Annotated in this window: 19 protein-coding genes and 3 pseudogenes; 10 read left to right on the forward strand and 12 right to left on the reverse strand. The window is 41.6% G+C overall.

Annotation, left to right across the window (positions count from 1 at the left end; genetic code table 11):
- Nucleotides 1–764 precede the first annotated feature (764 nt).
- Complete coding sequence (locus V7K38_RS09665; RefSeq protein WP_334857337.1) at nt 765–1,958, forward strand: iron-containing alcohol dehydrogenase family protein; 1,194 nt, start codon at nt 765–767, stop codon at nt 1,956–1,958.
- On the forward strand, nt 1,955–3,187 hold the full coding sequence (locus tag V7K38_RS09670; protein ID WP_334857339.1) for an aspartate aminotransferase: 1,233 nt from the start codon (nt 1,955–1,957) through the stop codon (nt 3,185–3,187). The genes V7K38_RS09665 and V7K38_RS09670 overlap by 4 nt, the downstream gene beginning before the upstream one ends.
- A gap of 314 nt (nt 3,188–3,501) precedes the next feature.
- Here the strand turns inward: V7K38_RS09670 and V7K38_RS09675 are convergent, their stop codons facing one another.
- The 3 genes and pseudogenes from V7K38_RS09675 to V7K38_RS09685 form a co-directional block, all read right to left on the reverse strand.
- Nucleotides 3,502–4,311, reverse strand: a complete 810-nt coding sequence (locus V7K38_RS09675; protein ID WP_334857340.1) for a metallophosphoesterase family protein — start codon at nt 4,309–4,311, stop codon at nt 3,502–3,504.
- A 176-nt stretch (nt 4,312–4,487) separates the two neighbouring features.
- A pseudogene (locus V7K38_RS09680) lies at nt 4,488–4,801 on the reverse strand (hypothetical protein); the annotation flags it as partial.
- Between the two features lie 109 nt (nt 4,802–4,910).
- On the reverse strand, nt 4,911–5,861 hold the full coding sequence (locus V7K38_RS09685; protein WP_334857341.1) for a hypothetical protein: 951 nt from the start codon (nt 5,859–5,861) through the stop codon (nt 4,911–4,913).
- Between the two features lie 380 nt (nt 5,862–6,241).
- Between V7K38_RS09685 and V7K38_RS09690 the strand changes: the two genes are divergently transcribed.
- The 4 genes from V7K38_RS09690 to V7K38_RS09705 all read left to right on the forward strand — a co-directional run bounded on the left by V7K38_RS09690 (nt 6,242) and on the right by V7K38_RS09705 (nt 10,857).
- Nucleotides 6,242–6,709, forward strand: coding sequence for a hypothetical protein (locus V7K38_RS09690; protein WP_334857342.1), 468 nt, complete (start codon nt 6,242–6,244; stop codon nt 6,707–6,709).
- A 99-nt stretch (nt 6,710–6,808) separates the two neighbouring features.
- Complete coding sequence (gene ligA, locus V7K38_RS09695) at nt 6,809–8,845, forward strand: NAD-dependent DNA ligase LigA (protein WP_334857343.1); 2,037 nt, start codon at nt 6,809–6,811, stop codon at nt 8,843–8,845.
- Between the two features lie 586 nt (nt 8,846–9,431).
- On the forward strand, nt 9,432–10,400 hold the full coding sequence (locus V7K38_RS09700) for a TauD/TfdA dioxygenase family protein (protein ID WP_334857345.1): 969 nt from the start codon (nt 9,432–9,434) through the stop codon (nt 10,398–10,400).
- Nucleotides 10,401–10,626: 226 nt separating this feature from the next.
- Nucleotides 10,627–10,857, forward strand: coding sequence for a DUF6737 family protein (locus V7K38_RS09705; protein ID WP_334857346.1), 231 nt, complete (start codon nt 10,627–10,629; stop codon nt 10,855–10,857).
- 886 nt (nt 10,858–11,743) lie between these two features.
- Here V7K38_RS09705 and V7K38_RS09710 read toward each other — a convergent pair.
- Both V7K38_RS09710 and V7K38_RS09715 read right to left on the reverse strand, forming a co-directional pair.
- Nucleotides 11,744–11,905 (reverse strand): hypothetical protein, encoded by a 162-nt coding sequence (locus V7K38_RS09710; protein WP_334857347.1) that lies wholly within the window; start codon nt 11,903–11,905, stop codon nt 11,744–11,746.
- A 4-nt stretch (nt 11,906–11,909) separates the two neighbouring features.
- Nucleotides 11,910–12,500 (reverse strand): thioredoxin family protein, encoded by a 591-nt coding sequence (locus V7K38_RS09715; protein ID WP_334857348.1) that lies wholly within the window; start codon nt 12,498–12,500, stop codon nt 11,910–11,912.
- 131 nt (nt 12,501–12,631) lie between these two features.
- Here V7K38_RS09715 and V7K38_RS09720 point away from each other — a divergent pair, with 131 nt between their 5' ends.
- Nucleotides 12,632–13,189 carry a hypothetical protein gene (locus V7K38_RS09720; protein ID WP_334857349.1) on the forward strand — a complete coding sequence of 186 codons (558 nt, stop codon included), beginning with the start codon at nt 12,632–12,634 and terminating at the stop codon, nt 13,187–13,189.
- 283 nt (nt 13,190–13,472) lie between these two features.
- Here V7K38_RS09720 and V7K38_RS09725 read toward each other — a convergent pair whose 3' ends face one another.
- Entirely contained in the window at nt 13,473–14,081 is a 609-nt protein-coding gene (locus V7K38_RS09725; RefSeq protein WP_334857350.1) for a DedA family protein, read from the reverse strand.
- A gap of 150 nt (nt 14,082–14,231) precedes the next feature.
- On the opposite strand from V7K38_RS09725, the gene V7K38_RS09730 reads away from it, so the two are divergent.
- Both V7K38_RS09730 and V7K38_RS09735 read left to right on the forward strand, forming a co-directional pair.
- Nucleotides 14,232–15,014, forward strand: a complete 783-nt coding sequence (locus V7K38_RS09730; protein WP_334857351.1) for an ABC transporter permease — start codon at nt 14,232–14,234, stop codon at nt 15,012–15,014.
- 89 nt (nt 15,015–15,103) lie between these two features.
- Entirely contained in the window at nt 15,104–15,832 is a 729-nt protein-coding gene (locus V7K38_RS09735) for a hypothetical protein (protein ID WP_334857352.1), read from the forward strand.
- Here V7K38_RS09735 and V7K38_RS09740 read toward each other — a convergent pair.
- The 5 genes and pseudogenes from V7K38_RS09740 to V7K38_RS09760 form a co-directional block, all read right to left on the reverse strand.
- Nucleotides 15,795–15,884, reverse strand: a pseudogene (locus tag V7K38_RS09740) (ABC transporter ATP-binding protein); the annotation flags it as partial. The gene V7K38_RS09735 and the pseudogene V7K38_RS09740 overlap by 38 nt on opposite strands.
- Nucleotides 15,848–16,136 (reverse strand): annotated as a pseudogene (locus V7K38_RS09745) (ABC transporter permease subunit); the annotation flags it as partial. The pseudogenes V7K38_RS09745 and V7K38_RS09740, both read right to left, overlap by 37 nt.
- A 119-nt stretch (nt 16,137–16,255) precedes the next feature.
- Complete coding sequence (locus V7K38_RS09750; protein ID WP_334857354.1) at nt 16,256–17,401, reverse strand: NAD(P)/FAD-dependent oxidoreductase; 1,146 nt, start codon at nt 17,399–17,401, stop codon at nt 16,256–16,258.
- A gap of 713 nt (nt 17,402–18,114) precedes the next feature.
- Nucleotides 18,115–19,557, reverse strand: a complete 1,443-nt coding sequence (locus V7K38_RS09755) for a tetratricopeptide repeat protein (protein WP_334857356.1) — start codon at nt 19,555–19,557, stop codon at nt 18,115–18,117.
- Complete coding sequence (locus tag V7K38_RS09760; protein ID WP_334857358.1) at nt 19,514–20,344, reverse strand: hypothetical protein; 831 nt, start codon at nt 20,342–20,344, stop codon at nt 19,514–19,516. The genes V7K38_RS09755 and V7K38_RS09760 overlap by 44 nt, the downstream gene beginning before the upstream one ends.
- An 898-nt stretch (nt 20,345–21,242) precedes the next feature.
- Here V7K38_RS09760 and V7K38_RS09765 point away from each other — a divergent pair.
- Entirely contained in the window at nt 21,243–21,827 is a 585-nt protein-coding gene (locus V7K38_RS09765; protein ID WP_334857360.1) for an Npun_F5749 family FMN-dependent PPOX-type flavoprotein, read from the forward strand.
- A 354-nt stretch (nt 21,828–22,181) separates the two neighbouring features.
- Here the strand turns inward: V7K38_RS09765 and cysE are convergent, their stop codons facing one another.
- Nucleotides 22,182–22,946: a serine O-acetyltransferase gene (cysE, locus tag V7K38_RS09770; RefSeq protein WP_334857361.1), complete on the reverse strand. Its 765-nt coding sequence runs from the start codon at nt 22,944–22,946 to the stop codon at nt 22,182–22,184.
- Nucleotides 22,947–23,048: the final 102 nt, after the last annotated feature.

The following is a 23,048-nucleotide window of genomic DNA, read 5'->3' on the forward strand; positions in this document are numbered from 1 at the left end:
TTGGGAATGGGAAAGAAGCAGGGAGCAGGGAGCAGGGGGAGGTGAAGGAGACAAGGGGGAATTAATTATTTAACAAGTTTCTTCCCCAATACCCAATGCCCAATGCCCAATTCCCAATTCCCAATTCCCAATGCTTGTTTTCAGAATGACATAATTTATTTTGTATTTACCGATACATTAATAGTTATTATTAGATTAAGATATTTACACTTTCGTGATTTTACTGTGGAAAAAGATCAATCAGCGTGCGGATAATGGATACTGACATTTTTGACACTCCTATTCCTAAAGGCGCGTTCGCGTTAGCGTCTCGAAGAGAGGATTCTTGGTTCACCGAGACCACTTAAGACAGATACCTTGCAGCGTCTGTCTCAGGTTGTTATCCTAAATTGCAACTATTGACATTTTTACATTTTTTTGCATTAAGGGTAACCGTGTGGGAATGTACATTTCTCTGACGCACCTATCCCTAGCTGGAATGACCATTATTAGATGATTCAGTTCTCAGTCGCTTTTCTTGAGAATCTGAGAGTGGTAATGTTAACTAATTATACGGTTATTCAAAACTTTGATAGTTCGGAATTTCAGGCTAATGGACATTACAGATTCGAGCAACGTCGTTAAATGGCTTAACCAGTTGGCGCGACTATATCGGTTAAAACCTAGTTGAGTCAGATACAAGTTTGTAGCTATTTGGCAACAAGCATCTTTCAATGTAAGTCTATTAGATTAAGAAATATCAAGGTTTTGGCAAACTAGATTATATGTCTAATCAAATTTCTACTCAACCTTCTTTGTCTACTCAAACCTCTAGTTCATTCTTTACCCTCACAGTTGCCCCAGCAAAAGTTATCCGTGGTTCTGGGGTGTTGCAAGCAGCCGCAACAGAAATCGCCTGTTTGGGAAGTCGTCCCTTAGTTGTGGCAGGTGAATCGACTCTTGCCATCAGCCGAAAGAATTTGCAACCAGTTTTAGAAGCGCAACAGTTAGATCCTGTCCAAGCTTCTTATGGTGCAGACTGTTGTGAAGCTAGCCTGAAATCTTTACAGAAGAAGGCAAAAGAACATAAAGCTGATGTAATTATCGGTGTTGGTGGCGGCAAAGCTTTAGATACAGCGAAATTACTCGCGCAGCAATTACAATTGCCAGTGGTGACAATTCCGACATCAGGCGCTACCTGTGCCGCTTGGAGTGCTTTGTCGAATGTTTATTCGGAAGATGGAGCGTTTCTCTATGATGTAGGGTTGTCTCGTTGTCCCGATTTACTGATACTGGATTATGACTTGATTAAAACTGCACCACAACGGACTTTAGTCGCTGGAATTGGTGATGCGATCGCTAAATGGTATGAAGCCTCGGTTAGTAGCGGGCATTTGCAAGACACTTTAATTATTGCTGCGGTGCAACAAGCAAGAGTTTTGCGAGATATATTGTTGCAAAAGTCAGCCGCCGCATTGAAAGAACCAGGTAGTGAAGTTTGGCGTGAAGTGGTAGACGCAAGTGTTTTATTAGCTGGGGTAGTTGGAGGACTTGGAGGGGCGCAGTGTCGCACAGTGGCTGCCCATGCCGTGCATAATGGTTTAACTCATATTTCAGGACATGGCAGTATTCATGGCGAAAAAGTCGCTTTTGGAATTTTGGTGCAACTGCGTTTAGAAGAAATGCTACAAGCCAATCAACTAGCAGCATCGGCACGACAACAGCTGTTAAAGTTCTACACAGAAATTGGACTACCCCAAAAATTAAGTGATTTGGGATTGGGCAATATAACATTAGGCGAGTTGCAAACAGCCTCTGAAATTGCTCTAGTTCCTAATTCTGACATCCATCGACTACCATTTAAAGTCGCGCCAGAACAGTTGATGGCAGCAATGGTTTCTACCACTGCACCTATAGATAGTAGAGACACTACAAATCGAGTTTCGCCCAAGGGAATCAGTGACGAGGTTGAAGCATGAGTTTAGATTGGATTGTCCCAGCAGAACGTATACAAAAACTGCCACCCTATGTATTTGCCCGTTTAGATGAACTAAAAGCGAAAGCACGGGAACAAGGGTTAGATTTAATTGATTTGGGGATGGGAAACCCCGATGGTGCAACACCAGCACCGGTTGTAGAAGCGGCGATCGCTGCTTTAAAAGATCCCGCCAATCACGGTTATCCGCCCTTTGAGGGGACTGCTAGTTTTCGCCGTGCCATCACCAATTGGTATCATCGCCGTTATTGTGTGGTTCTCGATCCTGATAGTGAGGCTTTGCCATTGCTGGGTTCTAAAGAAGGATTAACCCATCTAGCACTTGCCTACGTTAACCCTGGTGATTTAGTTTTGGTTCCTTCCCCAGCTTATCCTGCCCATTTTCGTGGCCCAGCGATCGCAGGCGGGAAAATCCACAGCTTGATTCTCAAACCAGAAAATGACTGGTTAATTGATTTAGCTGCCATTCCTGATGAGGTTGCAAAACAAGCTAAGATTCTCTATTTCAACTATCCCAGTAATCCTACTGCTGCCACCGCACCCCGCGAATTTTTTGAAGAAATCGTCGCCTTTGCCCGCAAATATGAGATTTTGCTGGTGCATGATTTGTGTTATGCCGAGTTAGCTTTTGATGGTTATCAACCCACTAGCTTGTTAGAAATTCCCGGCGCAAAAGATATTGGTGTAGAATTTCACACCTTATCTAAAACCTACAATATGGCTGGTTGGCGCGTTGGTTTTGTGGTGGGGAACCGCCATGTAATTCAAGGTTTACGGACACTAAAAACTAACTTGGATTACGGCATTTTTGCCGCTTTGCAAACAGCAGCCGAAACAGCTTTGCAACTACCAGATGTCTATTTGCACGAAGTACAACAACGCTACCGTACCCGCCGTGATTTTCTTATTGATGGGTTAGGAGAGTTGGGTTGGGATATTCCCAAAACCAAGGCGACAATGTATCTTTGGGTGAAGTGTCCCGTTGGCATGGGTTCCACAGATTTTGCTTTGAATGTATTGCAGCAAACTGGTGTTGTTCTTACCCCAGGTAATGCCTTTGGGGTTGCAGGTGAGGGTTATGTACGGATAAGTTTGATTGCAGATTGCGATCGCTTGGGTGAAGTTTTACACCGCTTCAAGCAAGCAGGTATCCGCTATCAACCTGAAGCCCCACTTTCTACATCAGAAGCGATCGCCGATCTCGTTACTTGATTGGAGGAAGGAAACCCAACATTACATGACTAAAATTTTTGCTGATGATATTTGATATCATCTAAAAAAGTAGATAGAGTGAAAAATGATTGGTACTAATATTTACATCAATCAAGAAACTCAATAATCTCTAATTAAAGCTGCTGCTTTCAAAGAAATATCTGTAGAAGAACTAGCTTCTTCTATTTTGAGGGAAAGTATTCAAGAAAAGTTTGGGCAAATTAGCTATTCTTCTGAGAATCAAGGCAAATTTGCCATTAATTCTCTTGTAAAAATGCAACCATACACTTATTTGGCAGATCCAAATGAAGCCGTTATTTCTTCACCTGAAGTACAATAACGCGACTATCGGCTTTGATGACTTGGATACCATTTTCTAAAGCGATCGTCGGAATTTTCCAATAAGAATGACCACAGATAACTAATAAGTTATTAGTTAGATTGATTTTTTCTAACTCCTTGCGGATAGATTCTTGACCAACCAAATTACCTTGTGGGTAATCTGGGCCTTCGTGTAATATTAAAATATCTGGTGACTGCTTTATAAGTTCCCGAATTGCTTTAATGAATTCTTTCTCAGAACGTCTGAAGGGTTTGCTTTTTTTACCAATAATACCAGAGATTCCGGCAAGATTAAGCTCACCATTTTTTCTAATTTCACCATCAAGATAGTAAATACTCCGATTTTGTTTAAAAACCTGAATTTCTTCTTGTGTATTTCCCAAACTATCGTGATTTCCAGCAACACCAGCCACCCAACAAAATTGTTCATTAAAAGCGTGCCAAATGTCTCGGATGTCGCCCACTACTCCACTACGCCTATTGACCTCTGCATATAAATCACCTGCTAATATAATACCTGTATTTTTTAGCGAGGGTATTTTTCCGATATCTGCCAATTTTTCTAATTCTTCTATGACAAGATAACTGAGAAGTTGTTGATTTTTAGGGTCAATTCCTTGTAAATCGCTTGTAATCGTAATTGCCTCTAAAATATTCGGTAAATAATCAACTTCTCCTAATAAAACTGGTAAATATCTCACAATAACACCAATACCACCAGAAGCTGCTGTCAGATACTGGATTTGATGAATGGGTAAATTAGAGATTGATATAATTTGCATCGTAGTAAAAAATAGTCCTGTTCAAGGGCGATATCTGACGACAAGTCGCTGCGCGTCTAAGCACCTAAGCTATAGGGAGGATACCCAGATTAGTGATTATGCAGTTGCTGTGATACAAGATTTCCACTTAAGTAAAATCATGTTACTTTTCTGCGATTTTCTATTGGTCTACTAAATTACCACTGAACACTAGATCGCCAAACACTAAAGTGGAAACCTGCTGTATCTGGGTAGTCGCTAAATACGCCATCAACACCTAAGCTGAAAAATACAGCAGATTGCAACAGGCGTGAGGTACAGATCATCGTAGGGGCACAACATGTTGTGTCCCTACACGTGTACTTCATTTACCTGCAATACGCTCTAGTTCATATTCTCCTTCAGGATTTCCTTGAAAATCCAGTGGTAAAAAACAGTCTTCATTGCGGAAAGTCCAGACATGAACCAGCAAACCAGCCACATGAGCATCTGTCACTAAAGATGTAGGCGATGTCTGGCGACAAGCCGCTCCGCGTCTACGCAATTTACTCAGTTCAAAAGTATGTTCTGGACGATAGCCGCTAGCGCCTCGGTGTGCAATGATAATTGGAGATGTTGTACTAATAGCCACTGACATCAACTAATCGATATCCTTCACCAACCAGTTTGTCAAAAGTCGCTTGATACTGGGCTGAAGTCAATCCATGTCGCGCCTGCCAACCTGAACCACCAGACTTTTCCCAAATGGCAGCGTATCGGTTTTGTCCGTTGACATTATAACCACTGACATCAACCAAGCGATATCCTTCACCAACCAGTTTGTCAAAAGTCGCTTGATACTGGGCTGAAGTCAATCCGTGTCGCGCTTGCCAAGCTGGGCCGCCAGACTTCACCCAAATAGCCGCGTATCGGTCTTGTCCGTTGACATCATAACCACTGACATCAACTAATCGATATCCTTCACCAACCAGTTTATCAAAAGTCGCTTGATACTGAGATGAAGTCAATCCATGTCGTGCTTCCCAAGCTGGGCTATCAGACTTTTCCCAAATAGCGGCATATCGGTCTTGTCCATTCACGCTGTAACCACTAACGTGAACTAATCGATATCCTTCGCCAACTAGTTTGTCAAAAGTCGCTTGATACTGAGATGAAGTCAATCCATGTCGCGCTTGCCAAGCTGGGCCGCCAGACTTCACCCAAATAGCCGCGTATTGGTCTTGTCCGTTGATATCATAACCACTGACATCAACCAACCGATATCCTTCACCAACCAGTTTGTCAAAAGTCGCTTGATACTGGGCTGAGGTCAATCCATGTCGTGCTTCCCAAGCTGAACCACCAGACTTGACCCAAATAGCAGCATATCGGTTTTGTCCATTAGCTATTGCTTGTCTTGTGTCATGAGGAATTCTCTGTAACTGGACAACATTTTGAGCAATTACTTTTGTGTTTGTCTTGGTATTGCTGACACTATTAGCAAAGTTAATAGGAGCGGCAAAAGCGGAACTGATTAAAGTTGCAAGTAACGCTGCACTAGAGGCAGTAAATGTTAAAGAGCGGATAAACATATTAGGAAAATAAAACTCTAAATTTGGACTGTGCTTACTAAATAGGTTTGGATTTATTTTTTTATGCAATACCCAGTTAGCAATGCCAATACGGTTCGGTTAACGTTTTAATATGTCTGAAGATCCCCCCAACCCCCCTTAAAAAGGGGGGCTTTTAACCATCTTTTACCCCCTTTTTAAGGGTGTCGCCGCAGGCGGGGGGATCTTAACCGAACCGTATTGAGTTAGCAATGCTGGCAATTGTGTATACCCCTGATTTACAGTCGATTCCTGAATTCAGGATACTGATGTTTAATTTGTATTTTTTTAGCATAGCTTTACTATGTATTTTTAGCTTAGTTTCTGCCGATAATAGCTAATGAAAGTCGCAATACAAGACCATGAACTCAAAGAAATCTAGTACAAAACACATTTATATTGACGGTCAAAAGATATTATTCCCCAGCCAAGAAGAATGGGAAACTTTGCGATTCAACCCCTTTATTGATGATATGCCACTAGCTGTTTTAGATTTGCTTTGGCCGGCGCTTGAGTTGACTCAAAAATATCCTGAAATTCACTTAGGGCTTGGAAAGATATCAAATTTCAAGAATTGGATGCCATATATTTTTCTAGAAATAGAATCAAAGTTTCAAAGAGTCCAGTTAGAAACTTTAAGCTGTAATTTTTGCAATTGGCGAGGAAAAACAGCTAATCCTATGATTACGACTCTATATTGTGGAGATGCGATAAATCAGGATCGGTTTACTCTGATGAAAGCTGCTGAAAGATATCCGATACTTCCTTGCCCTTGTTGTGGCGATCGCCTACCAAGACATCCAATTTGGGTAGAATATAATAAAGATTAATTCCTAAAAGCCTTGATTTCACTGGTTAGTTGCGACTATCCAAACAATAGGCTTCATTATCTTTAAATTCTATTCGCTAGATATTTTGTAATTATTCTAATGACACAGATTAAGCCGGAAGTAAAGCGCACAGAAGAATTGCGCCAGTTATTACAACAAGCTAGTTATGCTTATTACGTCTTAGATGCTCCAATGATGGAGGATGCAGTCTATGACCAGCTATATCGAGAATTGCAACAACTAGAAATTCAATATCCAGAGTTGACAGCACGCGATAGTCCGACTCAGCGCGTGGGTGAGCGACCGGCAACGCAGTTTACCTCGGTGCGGCATAATATCCCCCTGTACAGTCTAGAGAATGCATTCAATATTGATGAGTTGCAAGGGTGGGATCAGCGTTGGCGGCGACAAGTGCCGAAAATAGATTCGGTGGAATATGTCACTGAACTGAAAATTGATGGTTCTGCTTTGGCTCTTACCTACCAAGATGGGATTCTAGTTAGAGGGACAACTAGGGGTGATGGGGTGATGGGTGAAGATATCACCCAAAATGTACGGACAATTCGCTCAATTCCCTTACGTTTGAATTTTGAAGGGTTAGAAATTCTCGAAAGGGTGGAAGTCCGAGGCGAGGCGTTTTTGCCTTTGGAAGTATTTAAACAAATTAATGAGGAAAGGCAAAAAGCGAGCGAGCAATTATTCGCCAATCCCCGGAATGCCGCAGCAGGTACACTCAGACAATTAGACTCGCGCATTGTCGCTAAACGGCGGTTAGATTTCTTTGGCTACACTTTGCATATTCCTGGTAGAGATGACACCAGTATTGCCAATACCCAATGGGAAGCGTTGGAGTTGTTAGAAAAGATGGGTTTTCGAGTCAACCCCAACCACAAACTTTGTCCCGCGATCGCAGAAGTGGCAAAATATTATGAATATTGGGATACGGAACGCCTGAATTTACCCTACATGACTGATGGAGTGGTAGTAAAGCTGAATTCTTTTAAACTCCAAGAACAGTTAGGTTTTACCCAGAAATTTCCTCGCTGGGCAGTTGCATTAAAGTACCCCGCCGAAGAAGCGCCTACTCGTGTAGAAAATATTGCTGTAAATGTCGGACGAACGGGGGCGTTAACGCCGTTAGCCGAGATGCGCCCTGTGCAACTGGCGGGAACAACAGTTTCTCGCGCAACTTTACATAATAGCGATCGCATTGCTCAATTAGATATTCGCATTGGTGATACTGTCATTGTCCGCAAAGCTGGAGAAATCATTCCAGAAGTGGTGAGGGTATTAAAAGAACTCCGTCCTGCTGACACCGAACCCTTCGTTATGCCCACCCATTGCCCAGTGTGCAATCAACCTGTGGTGCGAGAATCAGGTGAGGCGGTGACTCGGTGCGTTAATGCTTCCTGTGCAGCGATTCTCAAAGGTTCTATTGAACATTGGGTAAGTCGTGATGCTTTGGATATTAAAGGTTTAGGCGAAAAATGCGTGCATCAACTTGTTGATAAAGTTTTGGTGCATTCCGTTGCCGATTTATATGAGTTGACACCAGACAAATTGTGTGCGTTAGAAAGGATGGGGGAAAAGTCAGCAGAAAAATTAGTGGATGCGATCGCTCAATCAAAAAATCAACCTTGGTCAAGGGTATTGTATGGTTTAGGCATCCGTCACGTTGGCAGTGTGAATGCCCAATTGTTGACTCAGAAATATTTCACCGTAGACCAGTTAGCCACAGCAAAGCAATCAGATATTGAAGGAATTTACGGTATCGGTGCTGAAATTGCCCAATCTGTGTACCAGTGGTTTCGGATTGATGCCAACCAAACTTTGATAGAACGCTTGCAAGCAGAAGGATTGCAATTAACTGCCCCAGAAGAAACAAAAACAGTTGGTGATGGTAATCAAAAGTTTGCAGGTAAGACTTTTGTAGTTACAGGGACATTACCAACCTTAAAGCGAGATGAGGCAAAGGCTTTGATTCAAAAAGCCGGTGGAAAAGTGACTGATTCTGTGAGTAAAAAAACAGATTATTTGGTGGTAGGAGAAGATGCCGGTTCTAAATTAGAAAAAGCTCTCTCTTTAGGAATTACGCAGTTAAGCGAGGCGCAGTTCTTGGAAATCCTTAACGAATAATTCTTAAGGAGACAGGAGGAATCCCCATGAATCAATTCAAAATTCAAAATTAAGGAATAAGAATTAAATAACATACAGTTTATGTCCCTCGCTTACCTCACCTTCAATCCCTCTCGTTATAAAGGCTACGGTGTACACACATCTTTGTACAAACCCAAAATCGTTGGATATCCCCCTAAATCCCCCGATAAATTGAGGGACTTTAAGAGACTTTTGCCCCCCAATTTATCGGGGGGTTGGGGGGATCAAAAGCCTATGAGGCTACTCTCAAAGACTTGTGTGTACACCGTAGCCTTATAAAGGAGAGGGAAGCTAGAGATAGGATGAAGTTTTGTATTTTATTTAATCCGCGTTCCTAAATACAGCCAGATACCTGGGGTGGGGTTTCTACCTACCTTGGGAAACAAGGATTTTTTCGCGCCACTTGCGGGGAAGGTTTAGCAGTCTAAAATTCTATGCTCTCATACTACTGTAAATCTATCGATTAATAGTATGATGTTTTTCAATGCGATCGCTTCCTTTGGGATGTAACCATAAAGTGCAAACAACATACCAAAGGAAACAAATCAAACTATGGAGAATTCACATGAGCAACAAACACATTCAAGTCAAACAGGTAGCTGGTTTCATTGGTGCTGAAATCAGTGGTGTAGACCTTTCACGTCCTTTGCACGATGATGCAGTCAAAGAAATTCGTCAAGCACTATTGAAGTGGAAAGTCGTGTTCTTTCGTGGTCAGAACATCGATCATGCTGCACAAATTGCATTCACATCTCGTTTCGGCGAAGTGACTTACGCACATCCCCACGAAGATGAGCCGATAGATGGCTTTTCAGAAATTCTCCCAATTGACCGCAGCCGCTACGAACGGCGTAATGGTCTACGGCGTTCCAGCTACGAGAGTCGCTGGTATACCGATGTGACAGCAGTTGTCAACCCACCCGCAGCATCAATTTTGCGTGCGGTTAACGTTCCCAACTTCGGGGGTGACACACAATGGACTAATCTAGTTGCAGCCTACGAGGGTCTATCAGCACCTTTGCGGGCGCTAGCAGACGGATTGAAAGCCGAACATCGCTTCAATGCGCGTTTGAATCTGCCCAGCAATAGCAAAATTGCCCAACGGATTGCAGCCAATCCCCTAGTTTCAATCCACCCGGTAGTACGTGTTCATCCTGAGACGGGCGAACGAGCATTGTATGTGAATCCTGGCTTCACGTCGCACATTCTTGACGTGTCACGACAAGAAAGCGACCTGCTGCTTGAGTTGTTCTTCAACCAGATCGCCAAACCTGCCTACACCACCCGCTTCCGATGGAATAACGGTGATATTGCCTTCTGGGACAATCGTGCCACCTCGCATTTAGCCCCGCAGGATCTGGATCATCTGGAAGTCGAGCGCGTCCTCTATCGCACCACGATAACTGGTGACGTTCCAGTTGGGCCCGATGGTTTCCGATCGCAAGTAGTTGAAGGTGAAGCGTTCAGCAGCGAATTACCAACCATCTTGAAGAACAGAAGCGAGAAGTTGGAAGCAGAATCAGTACTTTTGTAAGTTTACCAAGACTAATAACAGGGGGCAAAATCCCCTTGTTAATTTTTTTTAGTTTGTGGAAGTGGACGATAACCAAAATTAATCTAGATTCTACTGTTATATTTCTGACGAACTTTGCCAAAATATTGATAATATTAATAGCGATGCGTTTGACTCTGGAACCCTAGTAGATCGTCTAGCTTAAAAATGCTTAAAGGGAAACTTTTAATTTTATTAAATAAAATTAATGTCTGAACAAAAGCCCATAAGTCCTTGGAGCTATAAACCTTGGTGGTGTCAGCCCTGGTCTATAGTTCTCACAGGTGTAACCCTGATTAGTGGTAGCTGGTTACTATTTAAAACTATCTGGCTAACAATTCTTGTCTCGATCCCTATAGTGACGTGGATGGGATTTTTTGTGTTATTTTGGCCACAATTAATGATTCGCAGTGGGATTTTGGAGTCGTATAAAGACTAAGAGATTTTTGAGCGAGGAAAAATAAAATCTCTGTAGGGTGTGTCAGGCGCATATCAATACGGTTCGGTTAAGATCCCCCCGCCTACGGCGACCCCCTTAAAAAGGGGGTAAAAGATGGTTATAAGCCCCCCTTTTTAAGGGGGGTTGGGGGGATCTTCGAGGAATAAACACCTTAACCGAACCGCATTGAGGCGCATATTTCGAGAATTTTGGTTACAAAAAAGATAATTGAAGCGCCTAACGCACCGCAACATAACACACCCTAACTTTTGATTTATTTGATCAATAGTCTCTAATTAAAGTTTGATATGTTACTTAAAATTACTCCAGGGAGAGAAAATTATTTCACTAGGTTGAGAGATTTAGCAGCATGTTATATCGGATCATCTCTGCATAAAAGCGCCCAGATGATCTCGACTGGGCTGTAAAATTACGCGATCGCTGATCAACAAACTAAACAAACAATAGCATCCAATCGTGTCTGCAAGAAAATATTGCTAACTTTAATCAACAGCAAAACCGTAGCTATGAACTTTCGATGAGTATGGGGATAGAGCGTTACTCACCAGGAAGTAATATGTCACTAGAACAACTAACGCTCTTTTATGACTCTCACGAGATAAAAATCAGAAACCTTTGTTGTTACTATTTTCTATAAATCTATGGGTAGGTTGAGTTGAGGAACGAAACCCAACGCCAATAATCCCTGCTTCTGTTGGGTAACACGAATGTTCAACCCAACCTACAAATATTTTATTTTTTCAAAGTAATAAAAGAGCGCTAATTGCTATATCTGACGAATTAATGTACGCTCACAAACGTCTCAAGCGGGAATCTATTCGATGAAGGGGATGGAGAAACTCGGTTTTAAAATTACTCATAACCATTAGAAAATAGATTTAGGTGTTTTTATACAAAAGCTGTTGACATAACTGCGCTCATTGTTCAACAAAGCTTGGCAGGTTTGATTGGAGGTTTCTGCCTGTACCAATGAAAAGGGTAAGGTGCGCGATCGCTCTTTTTCTGCACTCCTACCCCATGCTTCCAAAGTGCTAATTTACTACTTGGCTGCCATGACTGCGGGGATCGTCTTGATTAGCAGTTGGCGCTACTGGGGCTGAAAATTTAGAAACTTTCCCGCTAGCTTGGGCATAAGGGAGAGACGAACCAGTAACCAAAGCTTCTAAGTTACTAGCCATAATCGTCCGGGGTTGATCGCCGATTGCTTGGGCTATGGTTTCCCCTTGCTGACTCAAAAATACAAAATGGGGAATCCCATCTACCCGATATTTCAACATCTCTGGTAGCCACTTGGTATTATCCACATTCAGCATGACAAAATTCATCTTGTCAGCATACTCTGTTTCCAGTTGAGTGATATCTGGTGCCATTTTCTGACAGACAGTACACCAGTCAGCATAAAACTCTACTAAAGATGGTTTACCGTTGCTGACGGCTACTTCTAGTGGTGTGGACGATTCGCTTAATTTGGCTAGGGTTGCCGAAGTTGTTTCAGTTTGCAATCCTAAGACTAGGGCAACGCTAAGAGCGATCGCTACCATTACAATTAAGAAGTTTCTCAAACGCTTCCAGAATGGAGATTCAGGCTTATCTGGAGAATTAACAGGTGAATCAGTACTCATCACAGAATTATTAAAACTTATTAAGTAATTTCTTCTTTAGTCTAGCTGACTCTAAGCGCTCTTTAATAGGTAATTTGATCCTCAAAATGGGTATTACAAATAAAGACTTTAGATGAAAGAGGTTTTCAAAGATGATTTTAAGCTTGAGAAATATCAGTGCTGTGTGTGGCGTATTTTTATTAGTCAGCATTAGCAGCTTTCACAATTCAGCTATAGCCAATATAAACAATCAGTCCCAACTAATAGCACAGCAAAGTAAAATCCAGCCACACCCAGTTTTTAAATCTATTTTGCCAAAATTAAACCAAAAGACTCAGATTCGGATTCTCTTACCGAAGTTTATTCCTGAGTCGGATGGGGAAAATCCAATCTATGCAAATATAGAAACTGCTACGCCAAAAAACTACGAGATTTTACTGGCTTTCACTCCCGATTGTTATGGTGCTTCTGCTTGTCGTTTGGGCGCGGTTACGGCTGAAGCTGTAACCCACAAAACACCCCGTCTGACTGGGAAACGTGTATCTTTAGCTAAGGGGTTCACTGGCTATTTTGTAGATTTTACTTGTGGTGCCGGTTGCTCAGATGCTACCTTGACTTGGAGACAACAGGGTGTGCAATATGTTGTTGGGTTGAAAGCAGGCGATCGCACTTCTTTGATCAAAATGGCTAATTCTGCGATTAATTCTTAACTAACGTCAGAGTTGGATTCTACTTCCCAACGAAACAGCCGTGGCAATTGAGATACATATATGGCGTAGTTAACAATCCATAGTACCAATTCAAAAATCAATAAGCCCCCGAAATAATTAAAAATCATGAATTAAAAATTAAGGAGTAAATCTTCAATTTTTAACTCAGCACGGGCTAAACGCCCGGCTATCGCTAACAGCACTCGGAACTCAGCACTCTTCATGCTTGGCTCCAAATTCCAAAATTAACTCGTTCCCATCTCTATAAATTGCGAAAAATATTTTAACTTTTATTTGCTCTATTTTCTTGGATTATATGAATAATCGACGGCACTAAAGAAACAACTATAATTAATCCAATAATGGGTAACAAATAGTTATCTACCTGTTCAGGTGGGAGGGATTTGCCTAATACAAATCCTAAAATGGTAATACCGAATGTCCAAAGAAAGCCACCGATTAAGTTGTAAGACATAAACGTTCGGTAATGCATCGCACTAAGTCCAGCCACAATTGGCGCAAAAGTGCGAATAATCGGTGTAAATCTCGCCAAAACTATCGTTTTTTTGCCATGCTTTTCATAAAAATTCTGGGTTTTTACCAAGTGTTTTTTATGAAACAACCATGAATCTTCTTTCTGAAATAATTTTCTCCCAAATCTGTATCCTGTAGCGTAGCCAACATTATCACCAAGGACTGCACAAACAAAAGCACCAAAAATCAGAACCCAAATGTTAAACCCTGATTGCGGAAGCGATGCCAAAAATCCAGCAGTAAATAACAAACTATCTCCGGGTAGAAAAAACCCAATTAGCAAGCCAGATTCTGCGAAGATAATCGCCCACACCCCAAAATAGCCAATTTTTGCTATGTCTTGTAAATTGAAATGCATAGAATTTTTTAGCTTTCAACAATTAGATCCACAACATCTTAACGTTTAGCAATTTTCCTGAATAAAAAGTAATATTAAATTTACATAATTTTATTGTGTAATCTTGATAAATGTAGTGACAAATAGCACGTTTTGAGATAGAGGTGCAAGATGCAAAGATATTTGAAAGTACTAAGACTATTTTGGGGTGCTGCGATCGCAGCTGAGTTAGAATATCGTGTTAACTTTTTCATTGCTAGCCTCACCAGCTTGGGAAATCTTGCGGGGAGCCTTTTTGGACTATTCTTGTTTTACCGCACTGGCTATACTTTTAGTGGCTGGTCATGGGAAGCAGCTTTAGTAGTTCTCGGAATTTTTACCTTACTACAAGGATTTTCTGCCACTTTTTTAGCGTCGAACTTGAATCGCATTGTCGGCCATGTCCAGGAAGGCACTTTGGACTTTATATTATTAAAGCCTATCCGCAGTCAGTTTTGGCTTTCCACTCATACCCTTTCACTTTGGGGACTGCCGGACTTAGTTTTTGGTTGTATTATTATTGGCTATGCAGGTAAACGCCTCGGTGTAGGGATAAACGGCTATCTACTTGGGATGCTGCCGTTATTATTCAGCTTCGTAATTTTATACAGTCTGTGGTTTATGCTGGGATCGATGAGTATTTGGTTCGTAAAAATATACAACGTTACCGAAGTGTTGCGTGGTTTATTGGAAGCTGGACGATATCCCATTGCTGCATATCCCACTGCTTACCGCTTTTTCTTCACCTTTGTAATGCCAGTAGCCTTTTTAACTACAGTACCAGCCCAAGCGCTATTGGGTCAGAGTGAAATTAGCTGGTTGATAGGTGCAGCAATACTAGCAGTAGCGTTGTTTTTCGCTTCTACTTGGTTTTGGCGGTTTGCATTACGGTTTTATACTAGTGCTTCGAGTTAGAGAAATATGAAAAGTAATCAAATTCTCATCCAGAAGTACTCAAAAAAGCTAGAGAAGAACAATTGCAACTTGCAAGTCTATAACATTTTATGGAATCCCAAATAGACATACATTTGCCTAATGGAGTTTTACAACGCTTGCAAAATGTAAAAGATTTTGTAGGTGGAAGCGTTAACTCTCTAAGTAACTCAGCACAGCTAGTTGGAGAGTCTTTAAAGACAACAGCAACTACAACAACTGATACAGTTGCAACAAGTTTAGAGCAAACTTGGCAAACTGCTGAGAAATTTAAAAGTACAACATCTGGGGCAGTTAAAGATGCAATGACATCTTCTGTAAGTGATTGGCTGACACAACACCCGATATTTTTTAGGTTAGTTCAAATACTAGGTTGGGCGACTAATCACCCAATTATTAGTATAGTGATTTTGCTGTTTGCGATCGCGATCATCTGGAGCATCATCAAAGCAATTGTCCGCTTGATTGAAACAGCTAGTTGGTCAATACTCCAAGTTCCGTTAAAATTGCTTCAGGTTTTGATTAAAGTTGGTTTTTTATCTTTAACTAAAGTTGGTAGTTTTGCTGTTCAACAAATTACAGCTACTGAAACAACTGATATCTTGCCAGCTTTACCACCGGAAAATTTTCAACCAAATAAACAACAACGATTAGCAGAAATTTCTAGTCGCTTGGAAGTAATTCAAAAGGAACAGCATGAGCTTTTACAAGAAGCAGCAGACTTGATTGCTTCTGACACAATTGATATAGAAATATCCCAAATTAAACAGCTAAGAAGCGTTGAATCACATCTTGGCTGAGTTCGGCTGTGGAACCGGAGGCGACAATACCGCCTTTTTGCATAGCGTAAACGAATAAAAAGGTTTCCAAAAAGCGGAAGTTCCGTAACCCCATAAAGCCCCATGAAATCAGGCAATTCATTAGTAGGGACTTGCAGTTTCAGGTACATTGCGATCGCATATCCACCCAAACCAAAGAAAATACCATGTCCCAAACTTAATAAACCAGTATACCCCCAATCAAATCAATACCCAAAGCCACAATCGCCAGTGACAGAAATCGCCCCAACAAATTCAGGCGAAACTCCGACAGCACCATTGGCATAACAATTATAAGGAAGAGTGCGATCGCAACCACCACCCCCACCTCAATTAATAACCCTCCTCCCCTCCTCTAACTTTCCAATATTAATCTTTGTTCAGCTTGGTCTTCTGAAATTATTGTCAATGATGAATAGATAGCTGAAGAATAATTTCATCTTTCTTGCCAGAAGCAAAGTTAGCAAAGCGCTTTGCTAAAGGTGGTACAATCACCAAAGGACTGCTAAATCCCCAGAATAAATGAATGCTGTCAAATCCTGGGATAGTACCAATCAACGGCTGGCGATCGCTACTAAATGCCACCAAGCAATGATGCCAAGTTCCTGGTAAATTTCCCAATATTGGTAAAACTTGACCAACACTTTTTCGCAGCCACTTTTCACTATCTTCTGAGTTTACCTTGGCATGAGGATCTGCGATCGCACGGCTAATTTGACCAATGCGGATACTACCATCTTGAAACTGAATTGCACCCGCATCTAAAATCGGTGCTACTAACTCATTACCTAGTTCATCCCACAATTCATCAACTTGAGAAGATTCAGCTTCTAGTTGAAACCGTTGCTGATTCGCTGGCATAACTAAGGTGCGTAACTGCACATCCACAGGTGGGGTTTCAATGATTTCTGCGTGGGTAAAATACAGCTTCACGGGAATACCAGCAGATTTTAAGAGTTGGCGGCTGAGTCCACCTGCACAGATAACGACGTTCGCACTGTGGAAAGTTGCAGAGGTGGTTTTTACACCATCTTGCAGTACTTGCAATACTTCGGTAATCTGCATTTCACCGCCAGCCCGCAGAAAAGCTTGGATGTAAGCAAGTGATGTTTTTTCTGGGTGAATATGACCGTGTTTAACAGTTAAAGCACCAGATATCGCTTCTGGATTTAGCAGTGGTTCCAACTCACAAGCTTCTTCAACACTGAGTAAACGGGGTGGAATGGCAGAATCATTATATGATGCAGCCGTTGCTTCTGGGTCATTAGCGGCTGAAATAGTCAGTAATAAATCTAATTCCCGAAACTGGATATCAGCGTCTAATTCTTGAGAGAGGATATGGTAACGCGCGATCGCATCTTCGCACAATTGCCGAGTTAGTGGCGTATTCCCCGACCAATAAGCAAGCCCACCATAACTATAGCGAGTTGCATTCTGTGGTGTTTGGTATTGCTCCAATAAAAGTACAGCAAAACCTGTTTTGACTAATTCATAAGCGAGTGCAGCACCCGCAATTCCACCGCCAACTACAATCCAGTCATAGGTTTTCATATATGAATTACGAATTACTAAAGAGTCTAAGTAAGTGGATAAAATTAAATATAAAACCTCACCCTGCCTCCGGCTTCCCTCTCCTTACTAAGGCTACGGTGTACACACAAGTCTTCTAGAGTTACCTCATAGGCTTTTGATCCCCCCAACCCCCCTTAAAAAGGGGGGCAAAAGCCTCTTCAAGTCCCCCTTCTTAAGGGGGATTTAGGGGGATCTCCTGTACAGTGTATACACCGTAGCCTTACTAAGGAGAGGGATTGAGGGTGAGGTTTGATCTTATATTTTATTACGCCTACCTACTTACCGCTTGGTGTAGATCCTGATTCTCTCACCTAAATAGCTGTCAAAGTTCATTAACGAAGCTCAAAGGTTCACGAACAAAGCTCTGAGGTTCACGAACAAAGCTCTGAGGTTCACGAACAAAGCTCTGAGGTTCACGAACAAAGCTCTGAGGTTCACGAATGAAGCTCCGAGGTTCACGAATGAAGCTCCGAGGTTCACGAATGAAGCTCCGAGGTTCACGAACGAAGCTCCGAGGTTCACGAACGAAGCTCTGAGGTTCATTAACAAAGCTCTGAGGTTCACGAACGAAGCTCAAACACTCGTCGGCGAGTATCAAAGACTCATTACAGCAGTTTTCATTTACTTAAATTACACTTTTGCATTCTCCTCTGTGCCTCTGCGTGAGACAAAAATCTTTTAGTAATTACGAATTACGAATTACCCATTACCCTATCAAGGCTTGCACTCACACTTTCAGCATCCGGTGACTTCAATCGCTGCAAAATCTCTAAAGCTGGTTGCAAATAAGATATCGCTTTAGTGTATTCACCCTGCTCTTCTGCCAAATCTCCTAAACACCACAGAGTCATTGCTTTGCCTTGGACATTACCAATGCGTTCATTTATTTCCAAAGACTGATTGTAGAGTGCGATCGCTTCATCCACATCCCCTTTGTTGGCGTAGATACTTGCTATGCTATGCAACGTTAGTGCTTTCCAATAGGCATCACCAATACGTTCAAAAACTTCCAAGCACTGATTGTAGAGTGCGATCGCTTCATCCACATACCCTTTGTCGGAGTAGATAATTGCCAATTGGTGCAACGTCGTCGCTTTGCCTTGGACATTCCCAATGCGTTCATTTATTTCCAAAGACTGATTGTAGAGTGCGATCGCTTCATCCACATCCCCTTTCTTGGCGTAGATACCTGCTAATTGGTGCAACGTCGCCGCTTTGCCTTGGATATTCCCAATGCGTTCTTTTATTTCCAAAGACTGATTGTAGAGTGCGATCGCTTTATCCCATTCTCCCAAATCATGATATGTGTAACCTAGTTCGTGGAGAACGCTGGCTTTGATTCCTACTAAATTTTCATCTTCTTCAGTCAACTTCAAAGCTTTTAGCAAAAAATCCTCTGCTTTTTGTACCTCACCAATACTTCCATAAGCTACCCCTAACTCCTTCAAAATATTAATACGGCTACGTACATCTGTTGATTGTTCCATTAGCAAGCGTTCAAGTAAATCAATCCGCTCTTGCCTTTCTGGTAAATCTAAACTTCCTAATATTCTCTCAGACTGAATAGTTTTTTTTATAGCCAACTCTTGAGTAGACTTGACTGTTTGAAAATAAAATACTCCTTTTCTCCATGCCCAAAAATCTGGGGCATATTTTGCCAAACGTATTAGTGCATGATCTGGCAAAAATATCAGTACAGGGTGAGGAACGCTATCACTAAAAGCGTCTCGCACAAAGTTCAAATCTTGCAGTACAGGGGGATATTCCCCAGACAAACCAATCGATTTTTCTAAACTGATCGCAATTAAAACTAATTTTTTATCTGGTTCTAAATCAACTTCTTTTAAATCCCGAACAATCTCATCCCTTAAAAAACGCAAATTAGGATCGGCAAAATTGAGAATTTCAAACTGAATATCATCACATCGAGGATGATTTTTGAGGATTTCAATTAAAGTATTTCTATCTTCAGCAAAGTTAACAGCAACGAACCCAATCGTTAGCTGAGTATCAGCAAAGTCAATAAAGGTTAATAGTTCCGCTAATGACTGCTGATTTATTTGCACAAAAGTTTCTTTTTCTAAATTCCACTCAGGGGTTACTTGTAGCTGATTTGACTGCTTCTTGGAAAGCATGGATTTGCCTCACAACTGGATTAACATAATTCCAGCGATTTTTGCCGTTGTACTCAAAAACCCAAAGGCTGAACAGCATTAATCTGCCGATTTCATCTTTAGAAACATCCTTATTAATATATACCGCAGCCAAAGCAGAATAGTATTCTGTTGGGATACTCCGCTCAAAATTAAACTGCTCTTGCTTAATCGCATAAGTGATATCATCGGCAGTAACTTTGTTGCGATCGCGAGTTGCTGCTGTCAAAAATGCTTGTGATGCTATTTGCATCAATTGACGGATGTGGCCGCCGCTTGCTTTCGCTAAATCTACTAATAATTGACGCGATTCAAACACTGCGTCTACTTCAACTCTTTGTTCAATTAAACTCGTAATTGCTGTTATCCCCTCATGATTATAATCTAGCTCGTTTTTGTCTTGTTCAAACTCATATATATTGACCATCGGCACAATATTGGGTGTGTCGAAGGAATTACTCAAATTATTTTCAGAATAAACTATAGAAATTGGCGCTGTATAGATAATCGTACAATGTAGACTTTGCAATTGAAATGAGTAATCACAAAATAAATGTTTAGCTACATTGGGAGGAACCCTATCTAAGTTATCAAAAATAATTAGAAATCCTTTTTCATATTCCGGGTATTTGGATTTAAGCTTGACAAAAGCATCACCCAACAACAAATTTATATCAGCTTGTAACCGCCCAATATCTTTTTGCAAATTCTGGCGAACAGTCTTTCTTTGTTTGTCACCACCTTTAATTTGAGCTTGTATTTTACCCAAGAGCTTTGATATAAAAGGAATCTTTATTCCTGCTTCTGCCTCAGCAGCGAGACTTACTGACCTTTCAACTGTTTGTTCAGTTTCTTAAGTAATTTCTTTAAACCAAGATTCAAAATTATTTAAAAGGTTTGTATCAAAATTTAATTCTGATTTGTATAAAACATCAGCAACTTTTTTAATAATTACCAAATATAAATCTGTGTATTCTGCGTCTAATATATCTAGTTCAGCGTCTGCTTCTATATAAATAACTTTATATTGAGATTCCCATTCTTGCTGAATCTTCCTTAATTCTGTACTTTTACCACATCCCCGGTGTCCGGTAAATAGAAGGCTACAAAATTCTGCGGGTTCAAGAAAATCTAAGCGAGTTTTAATTTTTTTAATTGCCTCTGTCTTGCGAACTTTTTATAAATTAACATAATAACGTTCAATATCTCTACTAGTAACTAGAGGAGCTACATCACAAACACGAAAAGCAGCTTTGAGGGTATTAGCACGATTAGCGGGTAAGGAACTCATTAGATGTTATTTATATTAAGAATTTACATATATATTACAGCAGTGGAATCTTAAAGCTTCTTAGAGGATGTTTGAAAAGTTCTCTTGTCGGTATCAAAAGTTTTAGATCCCTTTAAATCCACGCCACTTACTTCACTTGGGGAGACCCCAAGACCGCAGTGGCTCCCCTTGAAAAGGGGGACTTTGACTCCGGGTTCCCCTCTTTTTAAGGGGGGCTAGGGGGGATCTAAAAGTGCCTAAAATCACAGTGAAATACTTGTTCATTCACCCTCTTAGCCTTAGAGAACTTTTAGGAATCACTGGCGCTCAACTAGGAGTATTGAAGTGGTAGTATGTTCAGGAATACCTGGCGTTAGATTACCAACAGAATTGTATAATGTCTCTTGCTCCTTGGCGAGGTGCGATCGCTCATGCACTCCATCGCAACCGCAGCCTTGTTTATGCTCGTTACCTGCAACTAGCAACGGTGCAGCCAAACGGTCGCCCCGCTAATCGTACCCTAGTCTTTCGCGGCTTCCTAGAAGATACAAACCAGCTAAGATTTATCACTGATGCCCGTAGCGCTAAAGCCGACCAGATACAGCAACAACCTTGGGCAGAAATTTGCTGGTACTTCCCCAATACACGAGAACAATTCCGCATCAATGGCGATTTGACCCTAGTTAGCAGTGATGATTCTCACCAGAAATTACAGCCAGCCAGAATCGCAATGTGGCAAGAATTGAGTGATGCTGCACGTTTACAGTTTGCTTGGCCTCATCCTGGTAAACCCAGAGTTCAAACCCCAGAAGCTTTTGCACCACCAACACCCGACTCGGTGCAGCCATTACCTAATTTTTGCCTACTGCTACTCGACCCTGCGCAGGTAGACCACTTAGAATTACGCGGCGAACCACAAAATAGAAGGTTTTATCGCCGCGATGAAAATCAGGAATGGTTTTGTGAAGAAATTAATCCTTAATTTTTTCAGTTAGGAGTTATGAGGTGCAAAGATAATTTTTATTCTTCACACTAACTCTTAACTCCTAATACCAATTCTTTATGAAGATGCACATAATAAGTCCCCCCTTCACAAGCTACGGTGTACACACAAGTCTTTGAGAGTGGCCTCATAGGCTTTTAATTCCCCCAACCCCCCTTAAAAAGGGGGGCAAAAGTCTCTTAAAGTCCCCCAATTTATCGGGGGATTTAGGGGGATCTCCAACGATTTTGGGTTTGTACAAAGATGTGTGTACACCGTAGCCTTCACAAGGGGGGACGGCGTAGCCGGGGGGTAAATGATATGCAGCTTCACAAAGAAACGGTATAACTTGATTTAAATACCCGCACCATCTAAAAACTGCTGTATTGCCTTATCTTTAAGGCTGCACACAGGAGCATGTTGTAATACATCAGCTTGGTTAGAAGCTACACAACCTGCCAATACAAGAGTTTTTTCAGAATACTTGCTGCGTTGAAGAGTTTGTATTTGTTCTTCTAGCGCCTCAATCCGGTCTACTAAAGCACGAATCACTTCAGCTTCCGAATCTGGTAAATTACTGTGTTCTAGAGGTGCAACCCTGACTCCAGAACGATATATAATCCGCCCAGGTACGCCGACTACAGTGCAGTCTGAAGGAACATCCCTTAGAACAACAGACCCAGCGCCAATACGGACATTATCGCCAACTTGGATATTACCCAGCACTTTCGCTCCCGCCCCAACCACGACATTTTCGCCCACAGTCGGATGGCGCTTGCCACATTCTTTACCAGTACCCCCAAGGGTGACACCTTGATAAATTAGCGTATAGTCTCCTACGATCGCAGTTTCACCAATTACTACACCCATCCCGTGGTCAATAAACACGCTTTGCCCAATTGCTGCACCAGGGTGGATTTCAATTCCAGTCAAAAACCGAGCCACGTGAGAAATCAGGCGGGGAAAAAAGGGAAGACCAAGAGTATACAGCCAGTGAGCCAGCCTATGGAATAGCAGGGCTTGCAAACCAGGGTAACAAAATAAAACTTCCAACCAGTTACGGGCAGCTGGGTCACGTTCAAATATGATACGAAAGTCAGCACGCAGTATAGATAGCACGAGATAGCACCCTCGGAAAGCACAACAAGCTACTCTCCCATATTATCCTCTCAGGTGTTGCACGTAAAAATTGGGAATGGGGAATTGGGCATTAGTTATTAA

This window comes from Nostoc sp. (genome assembly GCF_036917465.1).
GTDB lineage: Bacteria > Cyanobacteriota > Cyanobacteriia > Cyanobacteriales > Nostocaceae > Nostoc.